Raw genomic sequence first — 19,662 nt, 5'->3', positions numbered from 1 at the left:
ATCCTGACCCATTCGTGGCAGGAACGCGTTCCGCCCTCGTTGTCAGATGGCGACTGGGGTGAGACTCGGGCCGCGCATCGACATCTGAGATGATCGCGGGTCTCCGCGGAGGGCGCGACTGCATGAAAGAGGATGGCAGCTTCGGTGCCCCTGGAGGGACTCGAACCCCCAACCGTTTCCTTAGGACGGAACTGCTCTTCCATTGAGCTACAGAGGCTGGCCCGTCGAGTCTACCGATCCCCCGGCGTCCGGTAGGTTCGCGACATGACCGTCCGGCGAAAACTCCCCCTGCTCGCCGCGACCGCGCTGCTGCTCACCGGATGCGCCGGCCAGGAACCGCCACCACACGACCCGCCCGCCGGACCACAGCTGCCGCCCGTCGGAGGCCAGCTCGACTACCAGCTCGGCGGAGCGTACGACCCACCCGACGGCGTCGACATCGTGGTGCGCGACCGGGCCGCGGCATCCGTCGACGACCTCTACTCCGTCTGCTACGTCAACGGCTTCCAGACGCAGCCGGGCGAACTCGACGCATGGCCCGACGATCTCCTCCTACGCGATGACGACGGCGAGCCGGTCATCGACCCGGACTGGCCGGACGAGGTCATCCTCGACACTCGCAAGGCGGACGAGATCGCGAAGATCGTCGGACCGTGGATTCGCGACTGCGCGTCCGACGGGTTCGACGCCGTCGAGTTCGACAACCTCGACACCTACACCCGCACCGACGGCGCCCTCACCCGCGACGACGCGCTCGGCCTCGCGACCCTGCTCGTCGACACTGCCCACGACGTCGGTCTCGCAGCCGGTCAGAAGAACGCCGCCGAGGATGCCTCGCTCCTCCGCTCGCGCGCCGGCTTCGACTTCGCCGTCGTGGAGGAGTGCGCGGCCTACAAGGAGTGCTCCGCCTACACCGAGGTCTACGGCGATCACGTCCTCGTCATCGAGTACACCGACAACCTCCCCCGCTCGTGGGACGAGGTCTGTGCCGACCCGGAGACACCGGCATCCGTCGTCCTGCGGGATCGGGACCTCGTCACGCCGGATGACTCTGCGTATGTGTTCGAGACCTGCGACGGAAGCTCGGAGTCGCGCTAGCCTCCTGCCATGAACTTCCGGTTGCAGGCCTGATGATCGAGCACGTGTGCGCCCACTGCGGTCATGAACTCGATGAGCACGACCGGAACATCCGCTTCCGCCTTCCCGACCCGGTACTCGCGCGCCCCGGCTCGGAGCACGCCGACGACACGTGGGGATTGGTTGACGGCGACCCGATGCGGTCCACGTTCCTCATGGTTCAACACGTCGGATGCTTCCTGCGCGCGCTCCTCACCGTGCAGCTGACCGACGGGTACTCCGTCACCTTCGGCGTCTGGGTGGCGGTGCGGCAAGAAGATCTAAGGCATGCCTACGACACGTGGTGGGAGCCGGGCTACGCCAGCCTCGCCATCGACGGCATCCTCGCAAACGATATCCCGCCCTTCGGGCTCGGAGGGCGGGCGGTCCGTGTCGAGGCGCGAGACGAGAATGCGCTACCGGAATGCACGTCGAGCCCGGACCCTGAACTTGCCCACGTTTTGCACGCGACGTGGGATCACCGGACGGTGCTGGACGCACTGCCCAGCTGACGGTCCTTCGCGCGCCATTCTCTCAGGACGCCGATGCCATCCGTCGCCTTGCCAAACGGGGTCCGCCCGCCTTCACCTCATCGGGCGATGCACCCCACCGCCCCGTCTGCCAGACTGCCCCCATGCGCCGCCCCTCGACGACCCTTACCCTCGCTACCACGGTGCTACTCACGGCGGGATCGCTCACGGCGTGCTCGGCAATGGAGATCGTCGCGACGAGCGAGAAGCCTGCCGCGACCCCCGCATCGCCCGAGTCAGCCGACACCGCCGGCCACCACGCCCCCTACTGGGAGGGCCTCCCCTCCGAGCCGGTCTCCCCCGCGGAGTATGCCGAGACCTACATGCAGGCGAACCCGCACCACATGCTGCACCGCGACCTCGACGGCATCCTCGAGTACTACCGCGCCGCGGCGACGGCGTTCCCCTTCCCGCTCCCCGCCGGGTACTCCTTCCCCGTCGACCCGGGCTATTACGACCGCCCCGAAGACGGGCCGAACTGGGCCGAGGTCGTCACCGCCAACCGCATCTGGAGCTACTTCGAGTACGCCAACGTCGACGCCGCACGCGCCGCCTTCGGCCGGGGAGATGAGGATGCCGCCCTCGGCTACCTCGACGTCATCCGCGATGCCTATCTGTCGGACGCGTTCCCGAACAACTACGCAGGCACGTCGCCAGAGGACTGGTACGACGGCGTCTACAGCGGCATGCGCCAGGGTGACTTCACCCTGCAGCCGAACTTCATCTTCAACCCGTTCCCCTGGAAGGCCGGGCAGTCCTGACGCGTCATCCCGTCGGAGGCTGATCGCCCTCGCTCTTGCCCCACCCGGTCTCGCGTCGTAGCTGCACGAACCCGGCCACGATCAGACCGAGCGCCACGGGGATGAACAGCAGCTTCACCCACCACTCCGCGAAGTTGAAGAACAGCACCGGCGCCACTCCGGCGAACGTCGCTCCGATGAAGTACCAGACCGCGACAGGTACGTCCGCCTTCTCTTTCGTCATGGTTCACTCCTTCCGCGCTCCGAGGCTAGGCCTGGCGACGATCGCAGCACCTCCCCCGCGGGACGGAATCAGTCGACGACGCTGCGTTGCCACTCGATCGTCCGTTCCACATCGAGGATCCGCTCTCGTCGGTCGTCCGCCGAGGCCGGGTGCAGGTCCCGCAGGAATGCGTTGAAGATCGCCTCTGCATCCGCAACATCGACGTCGAGCCGCGACGCTATCGCGTCGACCGCCTCATCCTCGGTCGTCGTACCGTCGAGGGCGGTGGCGATGTCCACGAGGCGGGATGCGGCATCCGACACCGCCCGCTGCTGCCGGAGCTCCTGCACCATTTCCCGCAACGACCACCCCGTGTGAGCCCAGGTATCGGTCCGTTGCACCGCGTCGATGGATGCGGCGGTGACGGTGATCGGCAGCGGCTCGGCCGCCACCTGCAGGGGAACCAGTAACGCATGCAGCGTCGCGGCGCCTGGCACGGCCCGCGCCCACCGGTCCTCCTCGATCACGACCGCCACTCGCGCGTACTCACCGGGATCGAGCGCCACCGCCGGCGTCCCGGAGGTCGCCATCCACATCATCATCGTTCGCGACTCTTCCGGCCCCGCCACCGCACCGACGACGTGGAACGTGTCGCCCTCGGGTTCCCACCGCCGTTCGCCCTCATTGACGATGTCGATCGCGAAGCCGTCGGGCCCGGCATCCGTCCGCTGACCTGCCGGCCACCGCAGCGCCAGACCGCGCCGCCGCTCGGCGTAGCTTCCGCGAAGCCGCGCGGGGCTTTCCTCGGCCCAGACGCTCTCGCCCTCGTGGACGGTACCCACCCACCACGTCTGACGGTCAGCGTCCGCCGGAGCGCCGATGACGGCGCTCGACTCGTGTTGCCGAAGGATCCGCCACCCCTGCGCCACCGGCACCGGAATCGGGTCGGCACCGCACCGGCGCACGAGGTCGACGAACGGTTCACCCTCACCCTCGAGCGCAGCGGGGTCGACGGCGTGATGGTGGAGTCGCGGCAGCTCATCCTCAGGATCCATGCCGTCATGCTCCCACGCGCGCTATCCCTCCCTCACGCCGGCAGGCGACGCCGCCGCACCACGAAGCCGACCCCGACCGCCGCCACCACCAGCAGCGCGATGCCGGCCCATATCCAGCTCTCGTACGAGAGACCCACCGGAGGCGCGGCATCCCGCACGTTCTGCGCGAACCGCGCCGACACGATCTCCGCCACCCGATCGATCGGCGTCGGCACCCGGACGTCGTCGAACCGCGCGGAACCCACGGGCGTCACCATCCCGGCATCGAGCGTGTACCAGGCGGCGATCGTCGGGTCTTGGATTACCGTCGTGCCGGCAGCGACCTCGGCGAGCGCTGCGGCGGTCGCGGCATCGCCGTCGACTCCGGCGAACGTGGCGTCGGAGTCCGGCGTCTCACGCCACACTCGGTAGACACCGACAGCCTCACCCGACTCGGACAGGACCGGCGCCACCCACTCGTCCATCGCCGACACCGGGTCGCCCGCCTCCCCCGCGATCAGCGACGAGCTCCACGCGTGCACCCGATGCACGGTGCCGAAGGATGCCGCATCCGCCAGAAGTCCAAGGCCGCTCGCCTCGTCTGAACCGAGCGCGACCGCGGTGTCCATCGAGAACGCGGCGGTGACGTCGGGGGGCATGTCGCCTTGGGCAGCGGACGCAGCGGGGGCGCCAATGGCGAGCAGACCCAGCACCGCCCCGACCGTCACCGCGACCCGCTGCCACCACAACCTGCTGCCGGCCATGCGTGCCCCTTCGCCCGAATGATCCCCTTCCGCTGAAGGTAGCGCGCACGAGTCGAGCGAGGGGTCACAGTTCGGCGGCGAAGCGGTGAGGCCGAATTGCCGCGTTCCGGCGGGCCGGGTTAGCGTGCAGTGTGCGCACGGGGGTGAAAGTCGCAGCTTTGGCGACTGCAGGTTTGGTGGCGATCGTGTCGGTGACCGCGTTCACGGTGTCGCTTCTCAACGGGGCGGAAGACCCCGTCGTCGCTGTTCCACCGTCGGCCACGACCTCGAGTCCGGTAACACCGGCGCCCTCTGAGGCGTCCACGGCACATGACGCTTACACGGACGCCGTTGCATCGTTCGATCGGCCGATGCCCGACGGTTACAGCTTCCCCGCAGGTCTCCAGGGTGCCGAGACGGCGGAGAAGTGGTGGTGGTGCGCCAATCTGCACGGCGCCTGGTACGCCTACTACCGCGAAGCCGACGAGCCGCGCGCGATCGAGTACCTCTCGCGAATCAAAGACGTCGACCCTGGTTCCTTCGGCAAGTACGACGACTGGGTCCGCGAAGACGGCACGATCTCCATCGTCAGCCGGAATGTCTCCTTCATCGATGGCGGCGTCGACGGGTACTACCTCGAGGAGAACTCCAAAGGCTGTTATCGCTGGGCCCGCGATACTGGCGGCGAGATGTGGCCGACCGAGCTCTCCGGCTGAGGAACATCGCCTCAGGCTACGGGTCGAAGACTAAACCTAAAGGGTGTAGGTTAACTCCTCGTGCCCCGCGCGAACCTCTCCCCCGATGCCCTCACCCGAGCGGCGCTCGACCTCGTCGACGCCGACGGACCCGACGCGCTGTCCATGTCGGCGCTCGCCCGCCGCGTCGGCGTGCAGACTGCAAGCCTGTATGCGCACGTCCGCGACCTCGCCGCGCTCCGCAGCGCCGTCCAGTCCGCCGTCTTCCACGATCTCGCCAACACCATCGGCGACGCCCCCACCCTCCGCGACCTCGCGAACGCGCAGCGCGCCTACGCCTTCGCGCACCCGGCGCGCTGGGCGATGATTTCACAGCCGGTCGAGCGCAACGAGATCACCGAGCCGGCGGCATCCCGCATCTCTGCGCTCGTCGTCGGATCACTCGACGACTACGCCCTGCCCGAGAGCGAGACCGTCCACGCGGTGCGCTTTGCGAGCGCCACCATCGCGGGCTACCTCGCCCTCGAAGCCGCTTCGTCCTTCGCCCACCGCGACGAAGCCACCGACGCCTCCTGGAACCGCGCCCTCGACGCCCTCGACCGCGCGCTCCGCACCTGGACTCCGAAGGACCCCGCATGATCGACATCACCCTCGACACCACGACCGTCCGCGGACTCGCCGAGCTCGAACCCACCAGCCGCGGCCTGCGCCCGCACCGCCTACCCGCGTGGGTCCGCACCCAGTACCCCGAGCCGCAACTCCTCGGCGTCGAGGCGCAGCCCGCCGGCGCCCGCATCGCGGTGCGCACCGCGACATCCCGCCTCGAGCTCGATCTGCACTCGACGCGCGCCACCCTGCGCGGGCTCTCCCGCCCGCGCGGACGCGTCGACGTCCGCATCGACGGCGCCCTGCATGACAGTGTCGAGCTCGACGGCGGCGACACGCTCGACACCGATCCGGCCACCGGCATCCGCCAGCTCATCGAAGGACCTGCGCAGCGCATCACCGTCGACGGACTCGACCCGCGCGACAAGCTCGTCGAGCTCTGGCTGCCGCACAACGAGACGATCGAGCTCATCGCGCTGCGCGCCGACGCACCGGCCTCCCCCGACACGACCGAGCGTCCGCGCTGGGTGCACCACGGCAGCTCGATCAGCCAGGGCTCCAACGCGACGCAGCCGAGCGCCACCTGGGCCTCGCTCGCCGCCCGCCGCGCCGGACTCGACCTGCGCAACCTCGGCGTCGGCGGCAGCGCCCAGGTCGACCCGTTCATGGCCCGCGTCATCCGCGACACCCCCGCCGACGTCATCAGCGTCGCGCTCGGCATCAACGTCGTCAACGCTGACGCCATGCGGCTGCGCGCGTTCGTGCCGGCGGTGCACGGCTTCCTCGACACGATCCGCGACGGCCACCCCGACACGCCCCTGCACCTCATCACGCCGATCTGGTGCGGCATCCACGAAGACACCCCCGGCCCCGGCACCATCGAGCCCGAGTCCTTCGCCACCGGCACCCTGCTCTTCGGCGCGGCCGGAACCCCCGGCGACACCGCCGGCGGACGCCTCACGCTCCGCGTCATCCGCGACGCCCTCGCCGACGTCCACGCGCACCGCGACGACCCGCACCTGCACCTCGTCGACGGCCTCGCCCTCTACGGCGAAGCGGATGCCGCCACCCACCCGCTCCCCGACCGCCTCCACCCGAGCCCCGAAGCGCAACGCCTCATCGGCAAGCGCTTCGCGAGTCGCGTTCTTCGAAACGTTTGAGGATCGCCCCGCCGGCCGATAGCGTGCGGGGATGAGCGCCGCGCGAAACACGCCACCTCGGCGCCCGGCATCCGCTCGGGCGACCGTCGCCCTCTTCGCGATCCTGGCGACCGGTCTCGCGGGCTGCACGGTCGATACGTCGGAGCCAGTCGAGGAATCGCCCGCCGCGCCGGCTGAGGCGGAGGCGGTCGCCGGGGTGTCGAACGAAGCGAGAGCGGAGCAGGAGAAGGTCCGAGAGACCTGCGCCGCCTCACCGGAACGGGCCGACACCGGTCATCGCACTGGCGCCGACGGCGCGGTGTACGAGCGCGACGACGACGGACTCGCCACGATCTACGTGCTCGCTGCGAACGACACCCTGCAGGGCATCGCGAACCGGTTCTGCCTCGACCTCGAGGAGCTCTACGAGATCTACGATCCGAACGCCACTACCCTCATCGCGGGCGAGCACATCGCCCTGCAGAAGGAGTCTTTCGCCGACGCCCGCCGCGCGTCGGGCTACCTCTTCCCGGCCTGCCCGGCCGACGGAAGCGGTCATCCGATCGTCGCGTCCATCGATTGGGAGCCGATCGAGTACAACTCCCCCGTCTCCCGCGCGAACGTCACCGGCGCGCCGCTCGACACCGGCGTCGCCTACGGCGCCAAGGGCACGAGCCGCTCCGACGCCGACGGCACCCTCATCGACTACACCGTCGCGGCGAACGACAACTGGCGCAGCATCCGCGACCGCTTCTGCTTCGACCTGTACTACCTGACCTCACTGACAGGCGAGTGGGCCGCCGAGCCCCCGGTCATCCACCCGGGCGACGTCATCCCGCTGCAGCCGCAGTACCTCGAGATCGACACCGGCGCTCCGCCGGCCGAGTGACCTCAGCCCTTGAACGCCGCGAGCTGCAGCAGGTTCCCGACCGTGTCGCTGAACACCGCGGTCGTCACCGGTCCGTGATCGATCGGCGCCTGCGTGAACTCGACACCGAGCCCCCGTAGCCGGTCGTACTCGGCCGGCACGTCGTCGACGCCGAGGACGAAGAACGGGATGCCGTCCTCGAGCAGCGCGTCGGTGAACGGCACCACCGCGGGGTGCCCCTTCGGCTCGAGCGACAGCTGCGTGCCGTCGGGCGAGGCCGGGTCGACGACGGTCAGCCAACGGAACTCCCCCATCGGGACGTCGGCGGCGACCGTGAAGCCGAGCTTCTCGGTGTAGAACTCGAGCGCGCGCTGCTGATCGTCGACGAACACGCTGACGGTCTGGATCTTCATGATTCTCCTGACGGACGGGGCCAGCGTTCCGCGATCTGCGCGAGCGGCCGGGTGTCGATGGTGTGGAACTTGAACTTGCCGCGACGCTCGCTGTGCACGAGACCCGCCTCTTCGAGGACGGCCAGGTGCTGCGATACCGCCTGCCGGGTCGGCGTCACACCGCGCTCGGCCAGACGCACGCACAGCTCGAACAGCGTCTGCTCGTCGCGCTCAGCGAGCTCGTCGAGGATCATCCGACGCGTCTCGTCGGCGAGAGCCTTGTAGACGTCGCCCATGCCGCAAGCATAGGCAAGTAGTCACTTGCCTATCAAGAACGCTCGATTCAGTAGCCCTCGAGATCGGCCGACCGCATATCCTCGATCACCTGGTCGAAGTCATCGGTCGACGTCTCGCTGACCATCAGGAACGTCGGCTCCGCCGCCGTCCCGCCGACTACGCACTGCTGGTACAGCGGGCCGAACTCGTTCTCGGCCGGGATGTAGACGTACCACTCGGGCCGGTCGTACCGCTCAAGCGCCACCGGCTCCCCCGTCTGCACGGTCGTCTCCCCGATGGGCTCGGAGAGGTGCCACTGCTTGCACACGTCAGCCGCCTCGGACTCGCTCATAGCCGCCGCATCCCCCGTCGGATCCGGAGTCGGTGACGGCGACGACTCGGGTGAGACTGCCGGGCTCGGCGCCGGCGACACCTCCGTCGGCGCCGGCGACACCTCCGTCGTCGCGGACGGCGACGCCGTCGGCGTGGCGGTCGCGGTACATCCCGTCAGCAGGCCGCCCAGCGCCAGCACTCCGACGACCCGCGCACGCAGGCGCGCACTCACCACTGCCATTCCATCCCCCGAAACTCTCGACACCGTCAGCCTTTCATCCGGCCGAACCGTCGCGGGTAACGAAAACAGCACGGTTGCCGGATGCGTCACCCCACGGGATAGTCGACGTACGCGAATCGCGACCCGTCCGAGGTCCAGCTGTTCACGTTGATCGTGCCCTGCCCACCGAACACCGTCGCGATGGTCTCGGGATGACCCCAGTGCCCGTTCCGCACCAGCCGCAGCTCGACCTCGAGATCAGCCGGGTGGCCCTGCGTCCCCGGCGGGAAGCTGATGTACACGGCATCCCGCCCGGTCGGCGACGGATGCGGGAACCAGTTCACGCGGTCGTCGAACGTCAGCTGCTCGACCTGCGAACGGTCACGGCGCATCCGCGCGATCTGCGCGTGACCCGGCGTCTCGGAGAAGCGCTCGGTGTTCACGTAGATCCACGACCCGTCGGGCGCCCACTCGCTGCCGTCGGCGACCTCGTCCGTCGTCAGCGGCTCGTCCTCCGACCCGTCGATCCGCGCCGTGCGCAGGTCGGCCGACAGCACCCGACCGTCGTCGATCGACAGCGCCGTGTACGCGATCCACGCGGCATCCGGGCTCACCCCGTGCAAGAAGTGCATGAACGGGTCGTCCGGATTCGTGATCCGCACACCCTCTCCCCCGGTCCGCGGCGCCCGGTAGATCTGGCCGTCGTTCGCCGACAGCAGGATGTCGCCCGTCCCCCGCACCAGCACGTGGTCGTTGTTGATGGGCGGGATGCCGGTGAGCGGCACTTCGCTGATGTCACCCGCCTCGGCATCCGCTTCGAGCGACCACAGCTTTCCTGCGCCGTTCAGCAGCAGACCCTCCGGCGCCCAATTCGGCGCCTCAAGCAGGATGTCGTCGGTTTCGAACACGATGCGATCTGTGCCCGTGACGACGTCGTACACGTGCACGCGGCAGCGCTGCCCCTCGAGGGCGAAGTCGCGCGGCGGAAAAACGGTGATGGCCATGCCTCACCGTAGCCGGGGATCAGTGATCCTCGTCGAACCCCTCGTTCTCGGTGCGCATGTGCTCTATATGAACCTTCGTCAGCTCGTCCTTCGGCGTCTGCTGCACGACCGACCAGTCCGGGGCGTCGGTGGAGCCGCCCAGCACGCACTCCTGGTAGTACTGCCCGAACTCGTTCTCGGCGAGGATCGTCACGTACCAGGTCGGTTCGACGGTCCGCTCGTAGGTCGTCGGCTCGCCGACCTGCGTGTCGCCGGCGCCGAGTCCGTTCCGCTGCTCGGCGGCGCAGAGCTCCCCGGCCTGCGCGCCGGTCATCCCGGCGGCATCCGGGTCGGTGCCGGTCGGCGGCTCGACGGGACGCGTCGCCGGCGGACCGTCCGGCGTCGGTGTCGAGGTCGCGCTCGGCGAGGGGGAGGCCGGAGCCGAGACCGTCGGGGACGGAGCCGACGCGGTCGGTGCCGGCGAAGAGAGGGACGCCGTCGGCGACGGCACGGGCTCGGGTGCGCAGCCCGCGAGCAGCAGCGCTGCGACGGCGAGCGCTCCGGTGCAGGCGCCGGCCGCACGCATCCTCATCCGAGCCATGGTTGCCTCCCGAGAGATCGAGGCTCCAGTGTCTCACCGGAGATCGTCGGGGGTCTGGTTCTCCTCGCGCGCGTTGAACCAGCCGAGCCAGCCGGTCTCGGTCTGCACGACCTCGTACGGCTCGCACGCGAACACCTCTGTCGGGAGCGGCTCGCCCAACTCGCCGTAACGGCTGTCGAACGGCAGCGCCAGTCGCTCCTTCTTCTCGCACCCCTCCGGGGCGCTGCCGCCCTCGACGGCGATGACGGAGTTGGTCTCGTTGCTCGTCGCGGTGTTCTTGATCTTCTCGGCATCCGCGGGGATCCACTCGGGCATGGCGACACCGACCCAGCCCTTCTCGGCGTCGGCGCGACTGCCGAACTCCTCGGAGTGCACCTTCTCGAGCATGTCCATCGGATTGCACGCGGCGAGGGTGAGGGCCAGGAGAGGGACGACGAGGCCGGCGGCAGCGGCGAGACGAAGACGACGGGACGAAGACGATGCGGTGCGGTGGGACATGACTCCAGCCAAGCCGCTGCGCCGCCGGGCGGAATCGGCCCGCGTGATGATCCGCGTACGCCGGTCGGATGATCGTGAGTCAGCCCGCCGCCGTCGGGCGCAGCCGCGGCTGCTTCGTTCCCAACCTGTGACGACGGTGTGTCTTCCCTATGAGATAGGTTGGAAGACTCACATGGCACGCGTGGCGGACGGGGGTCCAGCCCGCATCCGATGCGCCGTGCTGCTCCACCGCACCACCTGGGGGTTCTCATGACCACTACTCCGCCGCCCTATCAGGGAGCACCTGCTCCCGCTCCTCAGCCGATGCAGCAGGCACCTGCCAAGAAGGGGCGCAACACGGTCGGCATCATCGCCCTCGTCGTTGCGGCAGTCGGCTTCATCTTCGCCTGCATCCCGGGCGCTCTCATCGTCGGATGGATCCTGCTGCCCGTCGGATTCATCATGGGCATCGTGGGACTTTTCATGTCCGGCAAGCCCAAGTGGCAGGCCATCACGGCGATCATCGTCTCGATCGTCGGCACGATCATCGGCGTGATCGTGTTCGTGACCGTGGTGGCCACAGCTTTCAACGACTCCTTCGGCGGCGCCGAATCATCGGTCGGCGACTCGACTGTCGTCGAGGAAGCCGACGAGGAGCAGCCGGCGGACGCTGGCCAAGCCGCGGGCGACGAGCTCGGAACTCGCGCCAACCCCGCACCTCTGGGTGCGCCGATCGAGGGCGAGGAGTGGACTGCCGTCGTCAACAGCGTCGATCTCGACGCCACCGAAGAGGTCGCTGCGGAAAACGAGTTCAACGAGCCCGCCGACGAAGGAACCGTCTACATTTCGGTCAACGTGACGATCACGTACACGGGCGATGACCCCGACGGTCAGTCCCCCGCCTTCGTCGGGATTGACTATGTGACGGCAGACGGTGTCACCGTCGACGCATTCGAAAAGCTCGTCGTGGGTCCGGACGAGCTCGATTCCTTGAGCCCGCTCTTCGAGGGAGCCTCGGCAACCGGCAATCGCACCATTCAGGTGCCGGCGCCTGTCGATGGCGTCCTGGCGATCAGCCCGGGCATGATCGCGGACAAGATCTTCGTCGCGATCAAGTGACGTCGCAGAGGTGAGCGGAGGCCGGGCGGTTGCTTCGGCCTCCGCTCACTTCTCGCCATCTGCAGTCCCCAGGGCGAATGATCCCTTGCGTTACCCGACAGCCGTCGCTCGCAGCCGCGGGCCGAGGTCGGCGCGGCGATCGGTCCACATGCGCTGCTGCGACCGCACCTCGGCCAGCACCTCGGGGTCGATGTCCGCGATCGCGAGACCCTCATGTCCCTCGACCGCGGCGATGCGGCATCCGAGCGGATCGAACACGGCCGACCCGCCGATGAACCCGCCGCCGACGAGCCCGGCGAACACGACGTACACGCCGTTGTCGAGCGCTCGCGCGGCGTAGTGCAGGTCGCGCCGGTGCTCGCCGCCGATGAAGTAGGCGCCACTGTTCACGTAGACGTCCGCACCGGATGCCGCGGCCGCCGCCGCGTGCTCCGGGAAGTTCGCGTCGTAGCAGACCGACATGGCCACCTCGGCGTCGTCGACCCCGAACGAGAAGCCGTGCTCCCCCGCGGTGAATACCGCGCGCTCCTCGGCGTGCAGGTGCTGTTTCGCGTAGACGACTGCCGTCCCTGCGCCCGGCGTGACGAGCACATTCGACAGCGACCGATGCGTGCCGTGGTCGAGAGCGGCGTTGACGACCGCGACGACACCCGTCTCGTCCGACGCACGCTGCATCGGCTCGAGCCAGCTCAGGTCGTCCGCCATCGGCAGCGCTCCCGCGAACACCCGCGTCGTAGCCGGTCGGGAACGCCTCGGGAAACACGATCAGCCCGACCCGCTCGGATGCCGCCTGTCGCACGAACTGCGCCGCGACGGCGACATTGCGCTCGACCGCGCCCGGGACGGATTCGGCTTGGACGGCGGCGACACGGAGCGGCATACCGCCATCCTCCCAGCGGGCGACGAACCTCCGTAAACCGTGTGAGTGCCGCGGCAAGGTGTGTCAGCGGTTGCAGGACGGGCGGATTCTCGGAATCGTGGCCCGCCCACGCACGCAATCCACGGAAGGGAGCACCATGCTCACTCTCACCGAGAACGCCAGCACCGCCGTCAAGAGCCTCGCCTCGCAGATCCCCACCGAGACCGGTGGACTCCGCATCGCCGAGGCTGCAGACCCGCAGAACGGGTACGCCCTCTCCCTCGCGCCCGAGCCCGTCGAGGGCGACACCGTCGTCGAAAGCGACGGCGCGCGAGTGTTCGTCGACCAGGCCGCGAGCGTCGCGCTCGGCGACCGCGTCCTCGACGCCCGTCTCGAGGAGGACGGCTCCGTCGGCTTCGCCCTCGCGCAGGCCGTCTGACCCCCAGATTTCCCGAGAGCCCCGGACCGGTCGGTTCGGGGCTCTCGTGCGTTCGGGGCGCGGATCTCAGAGCGAGGCGCCGATCCGCTTGCGGAGTCTCCGCCGATCCACGGATGCCGGAATCGTCCACTCCCCCGCGCCGCCGTCGAACTCGACCCGCACGACCTGCGCGCGCTGGTCGATGTCGTCGAGATACGAGATGCGCAGCGACTGCGACGAGACAGCGACACCCCTTAGCTCGAGGTCCCCCAGCGTGATGCTGCGGTGGTCCACGATCGCTTCCGCGGCGATCTCCTCGCCGCGCACCATCCCACCCGCGGCGCCGTCGATCAGCCGGAACCGACTGTGGATGAAGCGGGGGCCACGCAGCGCTTCTCGGACGCCCCCGACCGCCTCGAAGAGGAACTCGAGCACATCAGACAGCATCCGCCGATCCTCGCATCGATCGGGTGCGCGGCGTCACGCCATGCGGTCGACGCGCGCTTTCGCCTTCGCCGGACGCGCGATCGCCTGCACACTTGCAACGATGCAGGCGCCGCTCGTCGCCAGCAGGACGACGGCTCCGATCAGCATCAGCACGCCCAGCACGATTACCGGCATCGGGTTGGTGATGAACAGGACGCCGAGGATCGCGAAGCCCGCCGCCACGACGAGGAACACGAGGCTGATGAAGATAGCGATGAACGCACCCGAGCCCATCTGCTTGCGCTGCATCGCTGCGTTCCGTTGTGCCTGGTTCGACATGGTGGCCTCCGACCGTTGAGCGTACCCTCACGCTACGTGCGCTGACCGCGGTGATCCCAGGGGTTGCAATCCCGACGGGAACACTCCTGCGATGATGGACCCGTGCGCCCGTCCCGTCTCTCCCGCGTCGCGCGCGGCGGAGTCGCGGCATCCGTGGCCACCTGGGCGGCGCTCCTCTCGCACGTCGCGGCCGGCGGGCAGATGCCGGGATGGCTCGGCATCACGGTTCCGCTCATCCTCTCGATCGCCGTCTGCACCGCCCTCGCCGGGCGCCGCCTGTCGCTCGGGCGACTCGCGCCCGCGGTCGCGGCGAGCCAGGTGCTGTTCCACACCCTGTTCGTCCTCGGCGCCGTGACCCCGTCGGGCGCGACGCACGCGCATCACCTGCTGCCGATGACGGATGCCGTGGCCTCCACCGCCTCGATGCCCGCCGATCCCCTCATGTGGGTCATGCACGGCGTCGCCGCCCTCCTCACCGTCGCCGTGCTGCACCGCGGCGAGCGCGCCGCCCAGCGCCTGCTCGCCGTCGCGGCGGACCTCGCACAGTGGGCGCGCCGCCGCATCCTCGCCGCCGTCCTCCCCCTCGGCGCCGTCGACCGGCCCACCCTTCCCACCGCGCCCGGCGTCGCGCCGGTGCTGCGCTCGGTCGTGCTCCGGGTTCCCGCCCGACGCGGACCCCCGCGCGCGCGGACGATCTGACACGCGCCGCCTCCCCGCTTTCGACGACGGATGCCGCGGCGCGCCGCGCCGCCCCTCGGCGCGCTCCCCTGCCGCCTCGGCATCCTTCTTCGTCTGAAAGCGATCATGACCGCCACCCTTCCCACCCCTCCGTCCTCCCCTCCCCGACCCGCGTCCCGCCCCGCCTGGTTCGGCGCGCTGCTCGTACGCCTGCACTTCTACGCCGGCATCCTCGTCGGTCCGTTCATCCTCGTCGCCGCCCTCAGCGGCGCGCTCTATGCGATCGCGCCGACGATCGAGCAGGCCGTCTACGGGCGCCAGCTGCACGCACCGGTGACCGACACGCAGCTCACGCTCGGCGAGCAGGTCGAGATCGCCGAGGCGCACGTCGGCGACGCGGCGACGCTGTCGGCCGTCCGTCCCGCCCCGGAACCGGGCGACACGACCCGGGTGATGTTCGCGCAGGACGGGCTCGGCGCGAGCGAGTCGCGCGCCGTGTTCGTCGACCCGGGCACGGGCGAGATCCTCGGCGACGAGACCGTCTACGGCACGAGCGGATCGCTCCCGTTGCGCACCGCGATCAGCACGTTCCACCGCAACCTCGGACTCGGCGAGCCGGGTCGTCTGTACAGCGAGCTCGCGGCGTCGTGGCTCGGGATCGTCGTCGTGGCGGGCGTCATCCTCTGGGTGATGCGCATCCGGAAGGCCCGGGCGAAGAAGGACTTCGTGCGGCCGTCGCGGAAGCTCACCGGGTACCGCCGCCTGTTCAGCTGGCACACCTCAGTCGGGATCTGGGTCGCGCTCGGTGCGGTGTTCCTCTCGGCGACGGGCATCACCTGGTCGACCTACGGCGGGCAGAACGTGACCGACCTGCGCGCGGCACTCGACTGGGGGACGCCCGCGGTGTCGACCAGCCTCGGTGCCGAGACCGCGCAGGACGAGCACGCGGCTCACGGCGCGGCATCCGCTGCTCTTGCGGTGGACTCGGCGCTCTTCGACGACGTGCTCGCGGCGGCGCAGCAGGTGAACATCGACACCGGACTCGTGCAGATCACGCCGCCGGCGGCTGCGGACCAGGCGTGGAAGGTGCAGGAGATCGACCGCGGCTTCCCGGGTCACCTCGACGCCGTGGCGATCGACGGAGCGACGCTGCAGCCGGTCGACCGGGTGGACTTCGCCGACTTCTCCCTGCCGGCGAAGCTGGCGTCGTGGGGTGTCTCGATCCACATGGGCACGATGTTCGGCCTCGCCAACCAGATCGTCATGCTGCTGCTCGCCGTCGGCATCGCCGGCATGGTCGTGCTCGGCTACGCGATGTGGGTGAAGCGCCGCCCGACGAAGACCGCGAGGGTCGGGATGCGGCCCCGCCGCGGTGTCCTCGACGGCGCGCCCTGGTGGGGTGTCGCCGCCGTCGTCGTCGGCGGGGTGCTCCTCGGCCTCGCGCTGCCCCTCGTCGGCTGGACGCTCGCCGCATTCGTCGTGATCGACGTCGCGGTCGACGCGGCGCAGCGGCGGCGCGCGGCGACGCACTGACGCAGCACCGCGGGGCGCCCGTCAGACGGCGAGCGCCTCGCGGGCCTGCTTCTCCCAGGCCTGGGTCGCCATCTGCACGGCGTCCCACGGCGACCCCAGCGGCGGCGTGTAGGACAGATCCAGCTCGCTCATCGCCGCAATACCCATGCCGTGGTGCAGCGCGGTCGCGTAGGTGTCGACGCGCTTCGAGATCTCGGCGCCCCGCGTCCCCACCAGCTGCGCGCCCAGCAGGCGGCCGTCCCGATCATCGCCGGTGATGCGGATGCTGATGGGCGTGGCCCCCGGGTAGTAGCGCTTGTGATCGTCCGCCACGGCGGTGTGACTGAGCGGCTGATACCCGGCGGCGGACGCCTCGACATCCCGCAGTCCCGTCCGTGCCGCCACGAGATCGAAGACCTTGACGACCTGGGTCCCGAGGCTCCCCGCGAACTGCGCATCGCCGCCGATCGCGTTCTCGCCCGCGACGCGCCCCTGTTTGTGCGAGGTGGTTCCGAGCGGAAGGTAGGTCACGCCCAGCAGCCGGTGGTGCGTCACGACCCCGTCCCCGGCCGCCCAGACGTTCGGCAGACCGGTCCGCATCCGTTCGTCGACGACGACCGCGCCGCCCGCACCGGTGGCGGCGCCCGCGTCCGTCAGCAGGTCGGTGTTGGGACGGACCCCGACGACCACGAGGACGAGGTCCGCGGAGTGCATCACGGGCGCGCCCCGACGGGAGCCACTCACCGTCAGGCGGCCGTCCTCCCGGCGCACGGCCTCGACGCGGGTGTCGGTGTGGACCTCGACGCCGTGACGCGTGAGCTCGTCGCGCACGAGCGCGCCGAGCTCGGGATTGAGCGTCGACAGGACCTCGGGTCCGCGCTGCAGCTGTGTGACATGGAGCCCGCGGACGGTGAGCGCCTCGGCCATCTCGAGTCCGACGTAGCCCGCGCCGACGATGATCGCCGACTGGGGCTCGTGCTCGTCGAGGTAGCGCTCGAGAGCGAACGTGTCACCCATGGAGTGCAGCAGGTGGACGCCGTCGTCGGGACCGAGCTCGTCGATCCCCGCGATGCCGGCCGTCGACGGGGACGCGCCGGTACCCACCACGAGGGCGTCGTAGGGAATCGTCGACTCCGCGCCCGACGCGTCGCGCACCGTGAGCCGGCGACCGTCGACGTCGATCGCGGTGGCACGGGTGTCGAGCCGCAGGTTCATGCCGGTCGCCTCGAGATCGGCGTGGGTGCGGTGCGCAAGGGACTGCCACGGCTGCACCTCGCGCGAGAAGTAGTACGGGATGCCGCAGATCGAGAAGTTCGGATAGGCGTCGGCCACGACGACGGTCACCTCGACCGACGGGTCGAGCTCGCGCGCGCGAAGGGCGGTGGAGATGCCGGCGTCGCTTCCGCCGATGGCGACAAGGTGCATGGGTGCCTCTCAGGGGGTGGTGTCGGGCTGGGTGGGGACGACGGCGTCGCCGGCTGTGCGGCGCGCGGTCGGGTACAGCGCCAGCAGCAGCGCGATGCCGAGAGCAGCGCCGAGCGCCTGCGCCAGGACGAAGGGCGGCACAGCGCCCGGCGCGATCCCGGCGAAGGTGTCGGTGAACATGCGGGCGATCGTCACGGCCGGGTTGGCGAACGAGGTCGAGCTGGTGAACCAGTACGCCGCGCCGATGTAGGCGCCGACCGCCGCGGCGGTCACGGGAGCTGTCGAGCTTCGCGCCAGCGCGAAGATGAGCAGCACGAGCCCAGCCGTGGCGACCACCTCGCCCACGAGGTGCCCACCCGTCGCCCGGTCGTTCTGAGAGAAGGCGGGCGCCACGTCGAACATGACACCGGCGAGGAGGGCTCCGCTGATGCCGCCGACGATCTGCGCAGCGATGTACGAGCCGGCCGTACCGAGCGGCAGCCCGGTGCCCGCGCGGCGGCCCAGGAACCAGTCCGCCAGTGTGACGACCGGGTTGAAATGCGCTCCCGACACGGGGCCGAGCATCAGGATGAGCACGGCCAACCCGAGCGCGGTGGTCAGGCTGTTCTCGAGGAGTTGCAGGCCGACGTCGCCGGGCGACAGGCGCTGCGCCGCGATCCCCGAACCGACGACGACGGTCACGAGAAGTGCGGTGCCGACGAACTCCGCGAGGACCCGACGAAGCAGGTGCGGGCGGGAGGCGACGGCTGAGGCGACGTTCATGGCGAGATCATCTTGACCCGATCACGGTAGTTCAGTCAAGATTGAGTCAATGAATGTTGAGCAAAACCGAGAGCTAACCGAGCGAGCCGCACGCCATGCCGCCCTCGGGGATGCGTCGCGCCTGCGGATCGTCGACCTGCTCACGCTGAGCGACCTCTCCCCGACGGAGATCGGCGTCGCGCTCGGCCTGCCCTCCAATCTGGTCGCCCACCACCTGCAGGTGCTGGAATCCCTCGGCATGGTGACGCGATCCCGCTCCGAAGGCGACCGCCGACGCAACTACGTCCGCCTCACCCCGACCGCGCTCACCGGGCTGACCCCGGGGCGCACGGCGCGGGCGAGTCGGGTGGTGTTCGTGTGCACCGCCAACTCCGCGCGATCCCAGCTCGCCGCCGCGCTGTGGGCCGAGCGCAGCAGCATCCCCGCCGCATCCGGCGGGACACACCCGGCCGATCAGATCGCTCCCGGGGCCGCGGCGGTCGCCGCGCGGCACGCCCTCCCCCTGCAGGACGCGGAGCCCCGATCCCTCGATGCGGTTCTCGCCAAAACGGACTTCGTCGTCACCGTGTGTGACAACGCGCACGAGGAGCTCGACGTCGCGGGCGACCTGCACTGGTCCATCCCCGACCCGGTGCGAGTGGGGACGGACGACGCGTTCGACCACGCCTACGACGAGCTCGAACGTCGCATCACCGAACTCGCCCCCCGGCTCGCCGCGAGCTGACCCGACCCGAAAGACAGCATGAGCACCACAGCCCCCACCGTCCTGTTCATCTGCCAGCACAACGCCGGCCGTTCGCAACTGGGCGCCGCCCTTCTCGAGGAGCTCGCGGGCGACCGGTTCACCGCGACGTCGGCAGGACTCTCCCCCGCGAGCGAGGTGAACGACGCGGTCGCGGCCTCGCTCGCCGAGCTGGGCGTGGACATCTCGGCACGCGTGCCGCGGGCGGTCGCGCCCGCCGACCTCGACGAGGCCGACATCGTCGTGCTCATGAAGCCGGGGCTGGCGCTGCCCTCCGCCCCGCGGGGCGAGGTCCTGGAGTGGTCGTTCCCGAACCCCGAGGCGTGGGACGTCGATGCGGTGCGCCCCCTCCGCGAAGCGGTGGCGCAGAGGATCCACGCGGAGCTCCTGTCCCGCTAGGTGCGCC

At 69.9% G+C, this 19,662-nt stretch carries 28 protein-coding genes, 1 tRNA gene and 1 pseudogene; 13 read left to right on the top strand and 17 right to left on the bottom strand.

Translation table 11 applies throughout. The features are described from left to right. Positions 1-145: 145 nt before the first annotated feature. A tRNA-Arg gene (locus AB0259_RS01925) sits at positions 146-217 on the bottom strand. Positions 218-264: 47 nt separating this feature from the next. Here AB0259_RS01925 and AB0259_RS01920 point away from each other — a divergent pair. From AB0259_RS01920 to AB0259_RS01910, 3 genes are all read left to right on the top strand, one after another. After that, positions 265-1,098, top strand: coding sequence for an endo alpha-1,4 polygalactosaminidase (locus AB0259_RS01920; RefSeq protein ID WP_366220997.1), 834 nt, complete (start codon positions 265-267; stop codon positions 1,096-1,098). Between the two features lie 32 nt (positions 1,099-1,130). Continuing rightward, entirely contained in the window at positions 1,131-1,628 is a 498-nt protein-coding gene (locus tag AB0259_RS01915) for a DUF2199 domain-containing protein (protein ID WP_251579460.1), read from the top strand. Positions 1,629-1,750: 122 nt separating this feature from the next. Next, on the top strand, positions 1,751-2,407 hold the full coding sequence (locus tag AB0259_RS01910) for a hypothetical protein (RefSeq protein ID WP_366220999.1): 657 nt from the start codon (positions 1,751-1,753) through the stop codon (positions 2,405-2,407). Positions 2,408-2,411: 4 nt separating this feature from the next. Here AB0259_RS01910 and AB0259_RS01905 read toward each other — a convergent pair whose 3' ends face one another. The 3 genes from AB0259_RS01905 to AB0259_RS01895 all read right to left on the bottom strand — a co-directional run bounded on the left by AB0259_RS01905 (position 2,412) and on the right by AB0259_RS01895 (position 4,407). Then, entirely contained in the window at positions 2,412-2,630 is a 219-nt protein-coding gene (locus AB0259_RS01905; protein ID WP_366221001.1) for a hypothetical protein, read from the bottom strand. Positions 2,631-2,698: 68 nt separating this feature from the next. Beyond that, positions 2,699-3,664: a PqqD family protein gene (locus AB0259_RS01900; protein ID WP_366221002.1), complete on the bottom strand. Its 966-nt coding sequence runs from the start codon at positions 3,662-3,664 to the stop codon at positions 2,699-2,701. A gap of 32 nt (positions 3,665-3,696) precedes the next feature. Then, complete coding sequence (locus tag AB0259_RS01895) at positions 3,697-4,407, bottom strand: hypothetical protein (RefSeq protein WP_366221004.1); 711 nt, start codon at positions 4,405-4,407, stop codon at positions 3,697-3,699. Positions 4,408-4,757: 350 nt separating this feature from the next. On the opposite strand from AB0259_RS01895, the gene AB0259_RS01890 reads away from it, so the two are divergent. The 4 genes from AB0259_RS01890 to AB0259_RS01875 are packed head-to-tail and all read left to right on the top strand — an operon-like array spanning position 4,758 to position 7,715. After that, positions 4,758-5,102: a hypothetical protein gene (locus AB0259_RS01890; protein ID WP_366221005.1), complete on the top strand. Its 345-nt coding sequence runs from the start codon at positions 4,758-4,760 to the stop codon at positions 5,100-5,102. Positions 5,103-5,162: 60 nt separating this feature from the next. Next, the gene (locus AB0259_RS01885; protein WP_366221006.1) at positions 5,163-5,720 is read left to right on the top strand and encodes a WHG domain-containing protein; all 558 of its coding nucleotides are present in this window, start codon (positions 5,163-5,165) and stop codon (positions 5,718-5,720) included. Continuing rightward, the gene (locus tag AB0259_RS01880) at positions 5,717-6,847 is read left to right on the top strand and encodes a GDSL-type esterase/lipase family protein (protein WP_366221008.1); all 1,131 of its coding nucleotides are present in this window, start codon (positions 5,717-5,719) and stop codon (positions 6,845-6,847) included. The genes AB0259_RS01885 and AB0259_RS01880 overlap by 4 nt, the downstream gene beginning before the upstream one ends. Positions 6,848-6,878: 31 nt before the next feature. Beyond that, positions 6,879-7,715: a hypothetical protein gene (locus AB0259_RS01875; RefSeq protein WP_366221010.1), complete on the top strand. Its 837-nt coding sequence runs from the start codon at positions 6,879-6,881 to the stop codon at positions 7,713-7,715. A gap of 2 nt (positions 7,716-7,717) precedes the next feature. Here AB0259_RS01875 and AB0259_RS01870 read toward each other — a convergent pair whose 3' ends face one another. The 7 genes from AB0259_RS01870 to AB0259_RS01840 all read right to left on the bottom strand — a co-directional run bounded on the left by AB0259_RS01870 (position 7,718) and on the right by AB0259_RS01840 (position 10,997). Then, the gene (locus tag AB0259_RS01870; protein ID WP_366221011.1) at positions 7,718-8,107 is read right to left on the bottom strand and encodes a VOC family protein; all 390 of its coding nucleotides are present in this window, start codon (positions 8,105-8,107) and stop codon (positions 7,718-7,720) included. Next, on the bottom strand, positions 8,104-8,382 hold the full coding sequence (locus tag AB0259_RS01865; RefSeq protein WP_366221012.1) for a metalloregulator ArsR/SmtB family transcription factor: 279 nt from the start codon (positions 8,380-8,382) through the stop codon (positions 8,104-8,106). Before AB0259_RS01865 ends, AB0259_RS01870 begins: the two co-directional genes overlap by 4 nt. 47 nt (positions 8,383-8,429) lie before the next feature. Continuing rightward, entirely contained in the window at positions 8,430-8,714 is a 285-nt protein-coding gene (locus AB0259_RS01860) for a hypothetical protein (RefSeq protein ID WP_366221013.1), read from the bottom strand. Beyond that, positions 8,692-8,865 carry a hypothetical protein gene (locus AB0259_RS01855; protein WP_366221015.1) on the bottom strand — a complete coding sequence of 58 codons (174 nt, stop codon included), beginning with the start codon at positions 8,863-8,865 and terminating at the stop codon, positions 8,692-8,694. Before AB0259_RS01855 ends, AB0259_RS01860 begins: the two co-directional genes overlap by 23 nt. Positions 8,866-9,022: 157 nt before the next feature. Beyond that, complete coding sequence (locus tag AB0259_RS01850) at positions 9,023-9,919, bottom strand: hypothetical protein (protein ID WP_366221016.1); 897 nt, start codon at positions 9,917-9,919, stop codon at positions 9,023-9,025. Between the two features lie 19 nt (positions 9,920-9,938). Then, complete coding sequence (locus tag AB0259_RS01845; RefSeq protein ID WP_366221017.1) at positions 9,939-10,490, bottom strand: hypothetical protein; 552 nt, start codon at positions 10,488-10,490, stop codon at positions 9,939-9,941. Positions 10,491-10,532: 42 nt separating this feature from the next. Continuing rightward, positions 10,533-10,997: a hypothetical protein gene (locus AB0259_RS01840; protein ID WP_366221018.1), complete on the bottom strand. Its 465-nt coding sequence runs from the start codon at positions 10,995-10,997 to the stop codon at positions 10,533-10,535. Positions 10,998-11,438: 441 nt separating this feature from the next. Between AB0259_RS01840 and AB0259_RS01835 the strand changes: the two genes are divergently transcribed. Continuing rightward, positions 11,439-12,095 (top strand): hypothetical protein, encoded by a 657-nt coding sequence (locus AB0259_RS01835; protein WP_366221020.1) that lies wholly within the window; start codon positions 11,439-11,441, stop codon positions 12,093-12,095. 90 nt (positions 12,096-12,185) lie between these two features. Here AB0259_RS01835 and AB0259_RS01830 read toward each other — a convergent pair whose 3' ends face one another. Together AB0259_RS01830 and AB0259_RS01825 are read right to left on the bottom strand one after the other, a co-directional pair. Continuing rightward, the gene (locus AB0259_RS01830) at positions 12,186-12,800 is read right to left on the bottom strand and encodes a carbon-nitrogen hydrolase family protein (protein WP_366221022.1); all 615 of its coding nucleotides are present in this window, start codon (positions 12,798-12,800) and stop codon (positions 12,186-12,188) included. Between the two features lie 85 nt (positions 12,801-12,885). Continuing rightward, positions 12,886-12,975 (bottom strand): annotated as a pseudogene (locus AB0259_RS01825) (carbon-nitrogen hydrolase family protein); the annotation flags it as partial. Between the two features lie 136 nt (positions 12,976-13,111). Between AB0259_RS01825 and AB0259_RS01820 the strand changes: the two are divergent. Next, positions 13,112-13,393, top strand: a complete 282-nt coding sequence (locus tag AB0259_RS01820) for a Fe-S cluster assembly protein HesB (protein WP_366221024.1) — start codon at positions 13,112-13,114, stop codon at positions 13,391-13,393. A 66-nt stretch (positions 13,394-13,459) separates the two neighbouring features. Here AB0259_RS01820 and AB0259_RS01815 read toward each other — a convergent pair whose 3' ends face one another. Next, positions 13,460-13,819 carry a hypothetical protein gene (locus tag AB0259_RS01815; RefSeq protein ID WP_366221026.1) on the bottom strand — a complete coding sequence of 120 codons (360 nt, stop codon included), beginning with the start codon at positions 13,817-13,819 and terminating at the stop codon, positions 13,460-13,462. A gap of 33 nt (positions 13,820-13,852) precedes the next feature. Then, positions 13,853-14,137 (bottom strand): hypothetical protein, encoded by a 285-nt coding sequence (locus tag AB0259_RS01810; RefSeq protein WP_064001545.1) that lies wholly within the window; start codon positions 14,135-14,137, stop codon positions 13,853-13,855. A 102-nt stretch (positions 14,138-14,239) separates the two neighbouring features. On the opposite strand from AB0259_RS01810, the gene AB0259_RS01805 reads away from it, so the two are divergent. Together AB0259_RS01805 and AB0259_RS01800 are read left to right on the top strand one after the other, a co-directional pair. Next, complete coding sequence (locus tag AB0259_RS01805) at positions 14,240-14,836, top strand: hypothetical protein (protein WP_366221027.1); 597 nt, start codon at positions 14,240-14,242, stop codon at positions 14,834-14,836. A 105-nt stretch (positions 14,837-14,941) separates the two neighbouring features. Further along, positions 14,942-16,348, top strand: a complete 1,407-nt coding sequence (locus AB0259_RS01800; RefSeq protein ID WP_366221028.1) for a PepSY-associated TM helix domain-containing protein — start codon at positions 14,942-14,944, stop codon at positions 16,346-16,348. 21 nt (positions 16,349-16,369) lie between these two features. Here AB0259_RS01800 and AB0259_RS01795 read toward each other — a convergent pair whose 3' ends face one another. Together AB0259_RS01795 and AB0259_RS01790 are read right to left on the bottom strand one after the other, a co-directional pair. Then, positions 16,370-17,752, bottom strand: a complete 1,383-nt coding sequence (locus AB0259_RS01795) for an FAD-dependent oxidoreductase (RefSeq protein ID WP_366221029.1) — start codon at positions 17,750-17,752, stop codon at positions 16,370-16,372. A gap of 9 nt (positions 17,753-17,761) precedes the next feature. Continuing rightward, positions 17,762-18,514 carry an MIP/aquaporin family protein gene (locus AB0259_RS01790; protein WP_366221030.1) on the bottom strand — a complete coding sequence of 251 codons (753 nt, stop codon included), beginning with the start codon at positions 18,512-18,514 and terminating at the stop codon, positions 17,762-17,764. 49 nt (positions 18,515-18,563) lie between these two features. Here AB0259_RS01790 and AB0259_RS01785 point away from each other — a divergent pair, with 49 nt between their 5' ends. Further along, the gene (locus tag AB0259_RS01785; protein ID WP_366221032.1) at positions 18,564-19,238 is read left to right on the top strand and encodes a MarR family transcriptional regulator; all 675 of its coding nucleotides are present in this window, start codon (positions 18,564-18,566) and stop codon (positions 19,236-19,238) included. Positions 19,239-19,256: 18 nt separating this feature from the next. Continuing rightward, positions 19,257-19,655: a low molecular weight phosphatase family protein gene (locus AB0259_RS01780; protein WP_366221033.1), complete on the top strand. Its 399-nt coding sequence runs from the start codon at positions 19,257-19,259 to the stop codon at positions 19,653-19,655. Positions 19,656-19,662 lie beyond the last annotated feature (7 nt).

It is taken from the genome of Microbacterium sp. NPDC080005, assembly GCF_040702445.1.
Lineage (GTDB): Bacteria > Actinomycetota > Actinomycetes > Actinomycetales > Microbacteriaceae > Microbacterium > Microbacterium oleivorans_D.
Note: the sequence above shows the minus strand (reverse complement) of the source record. Positions and strands in the feature narration are given on the sequence as shown.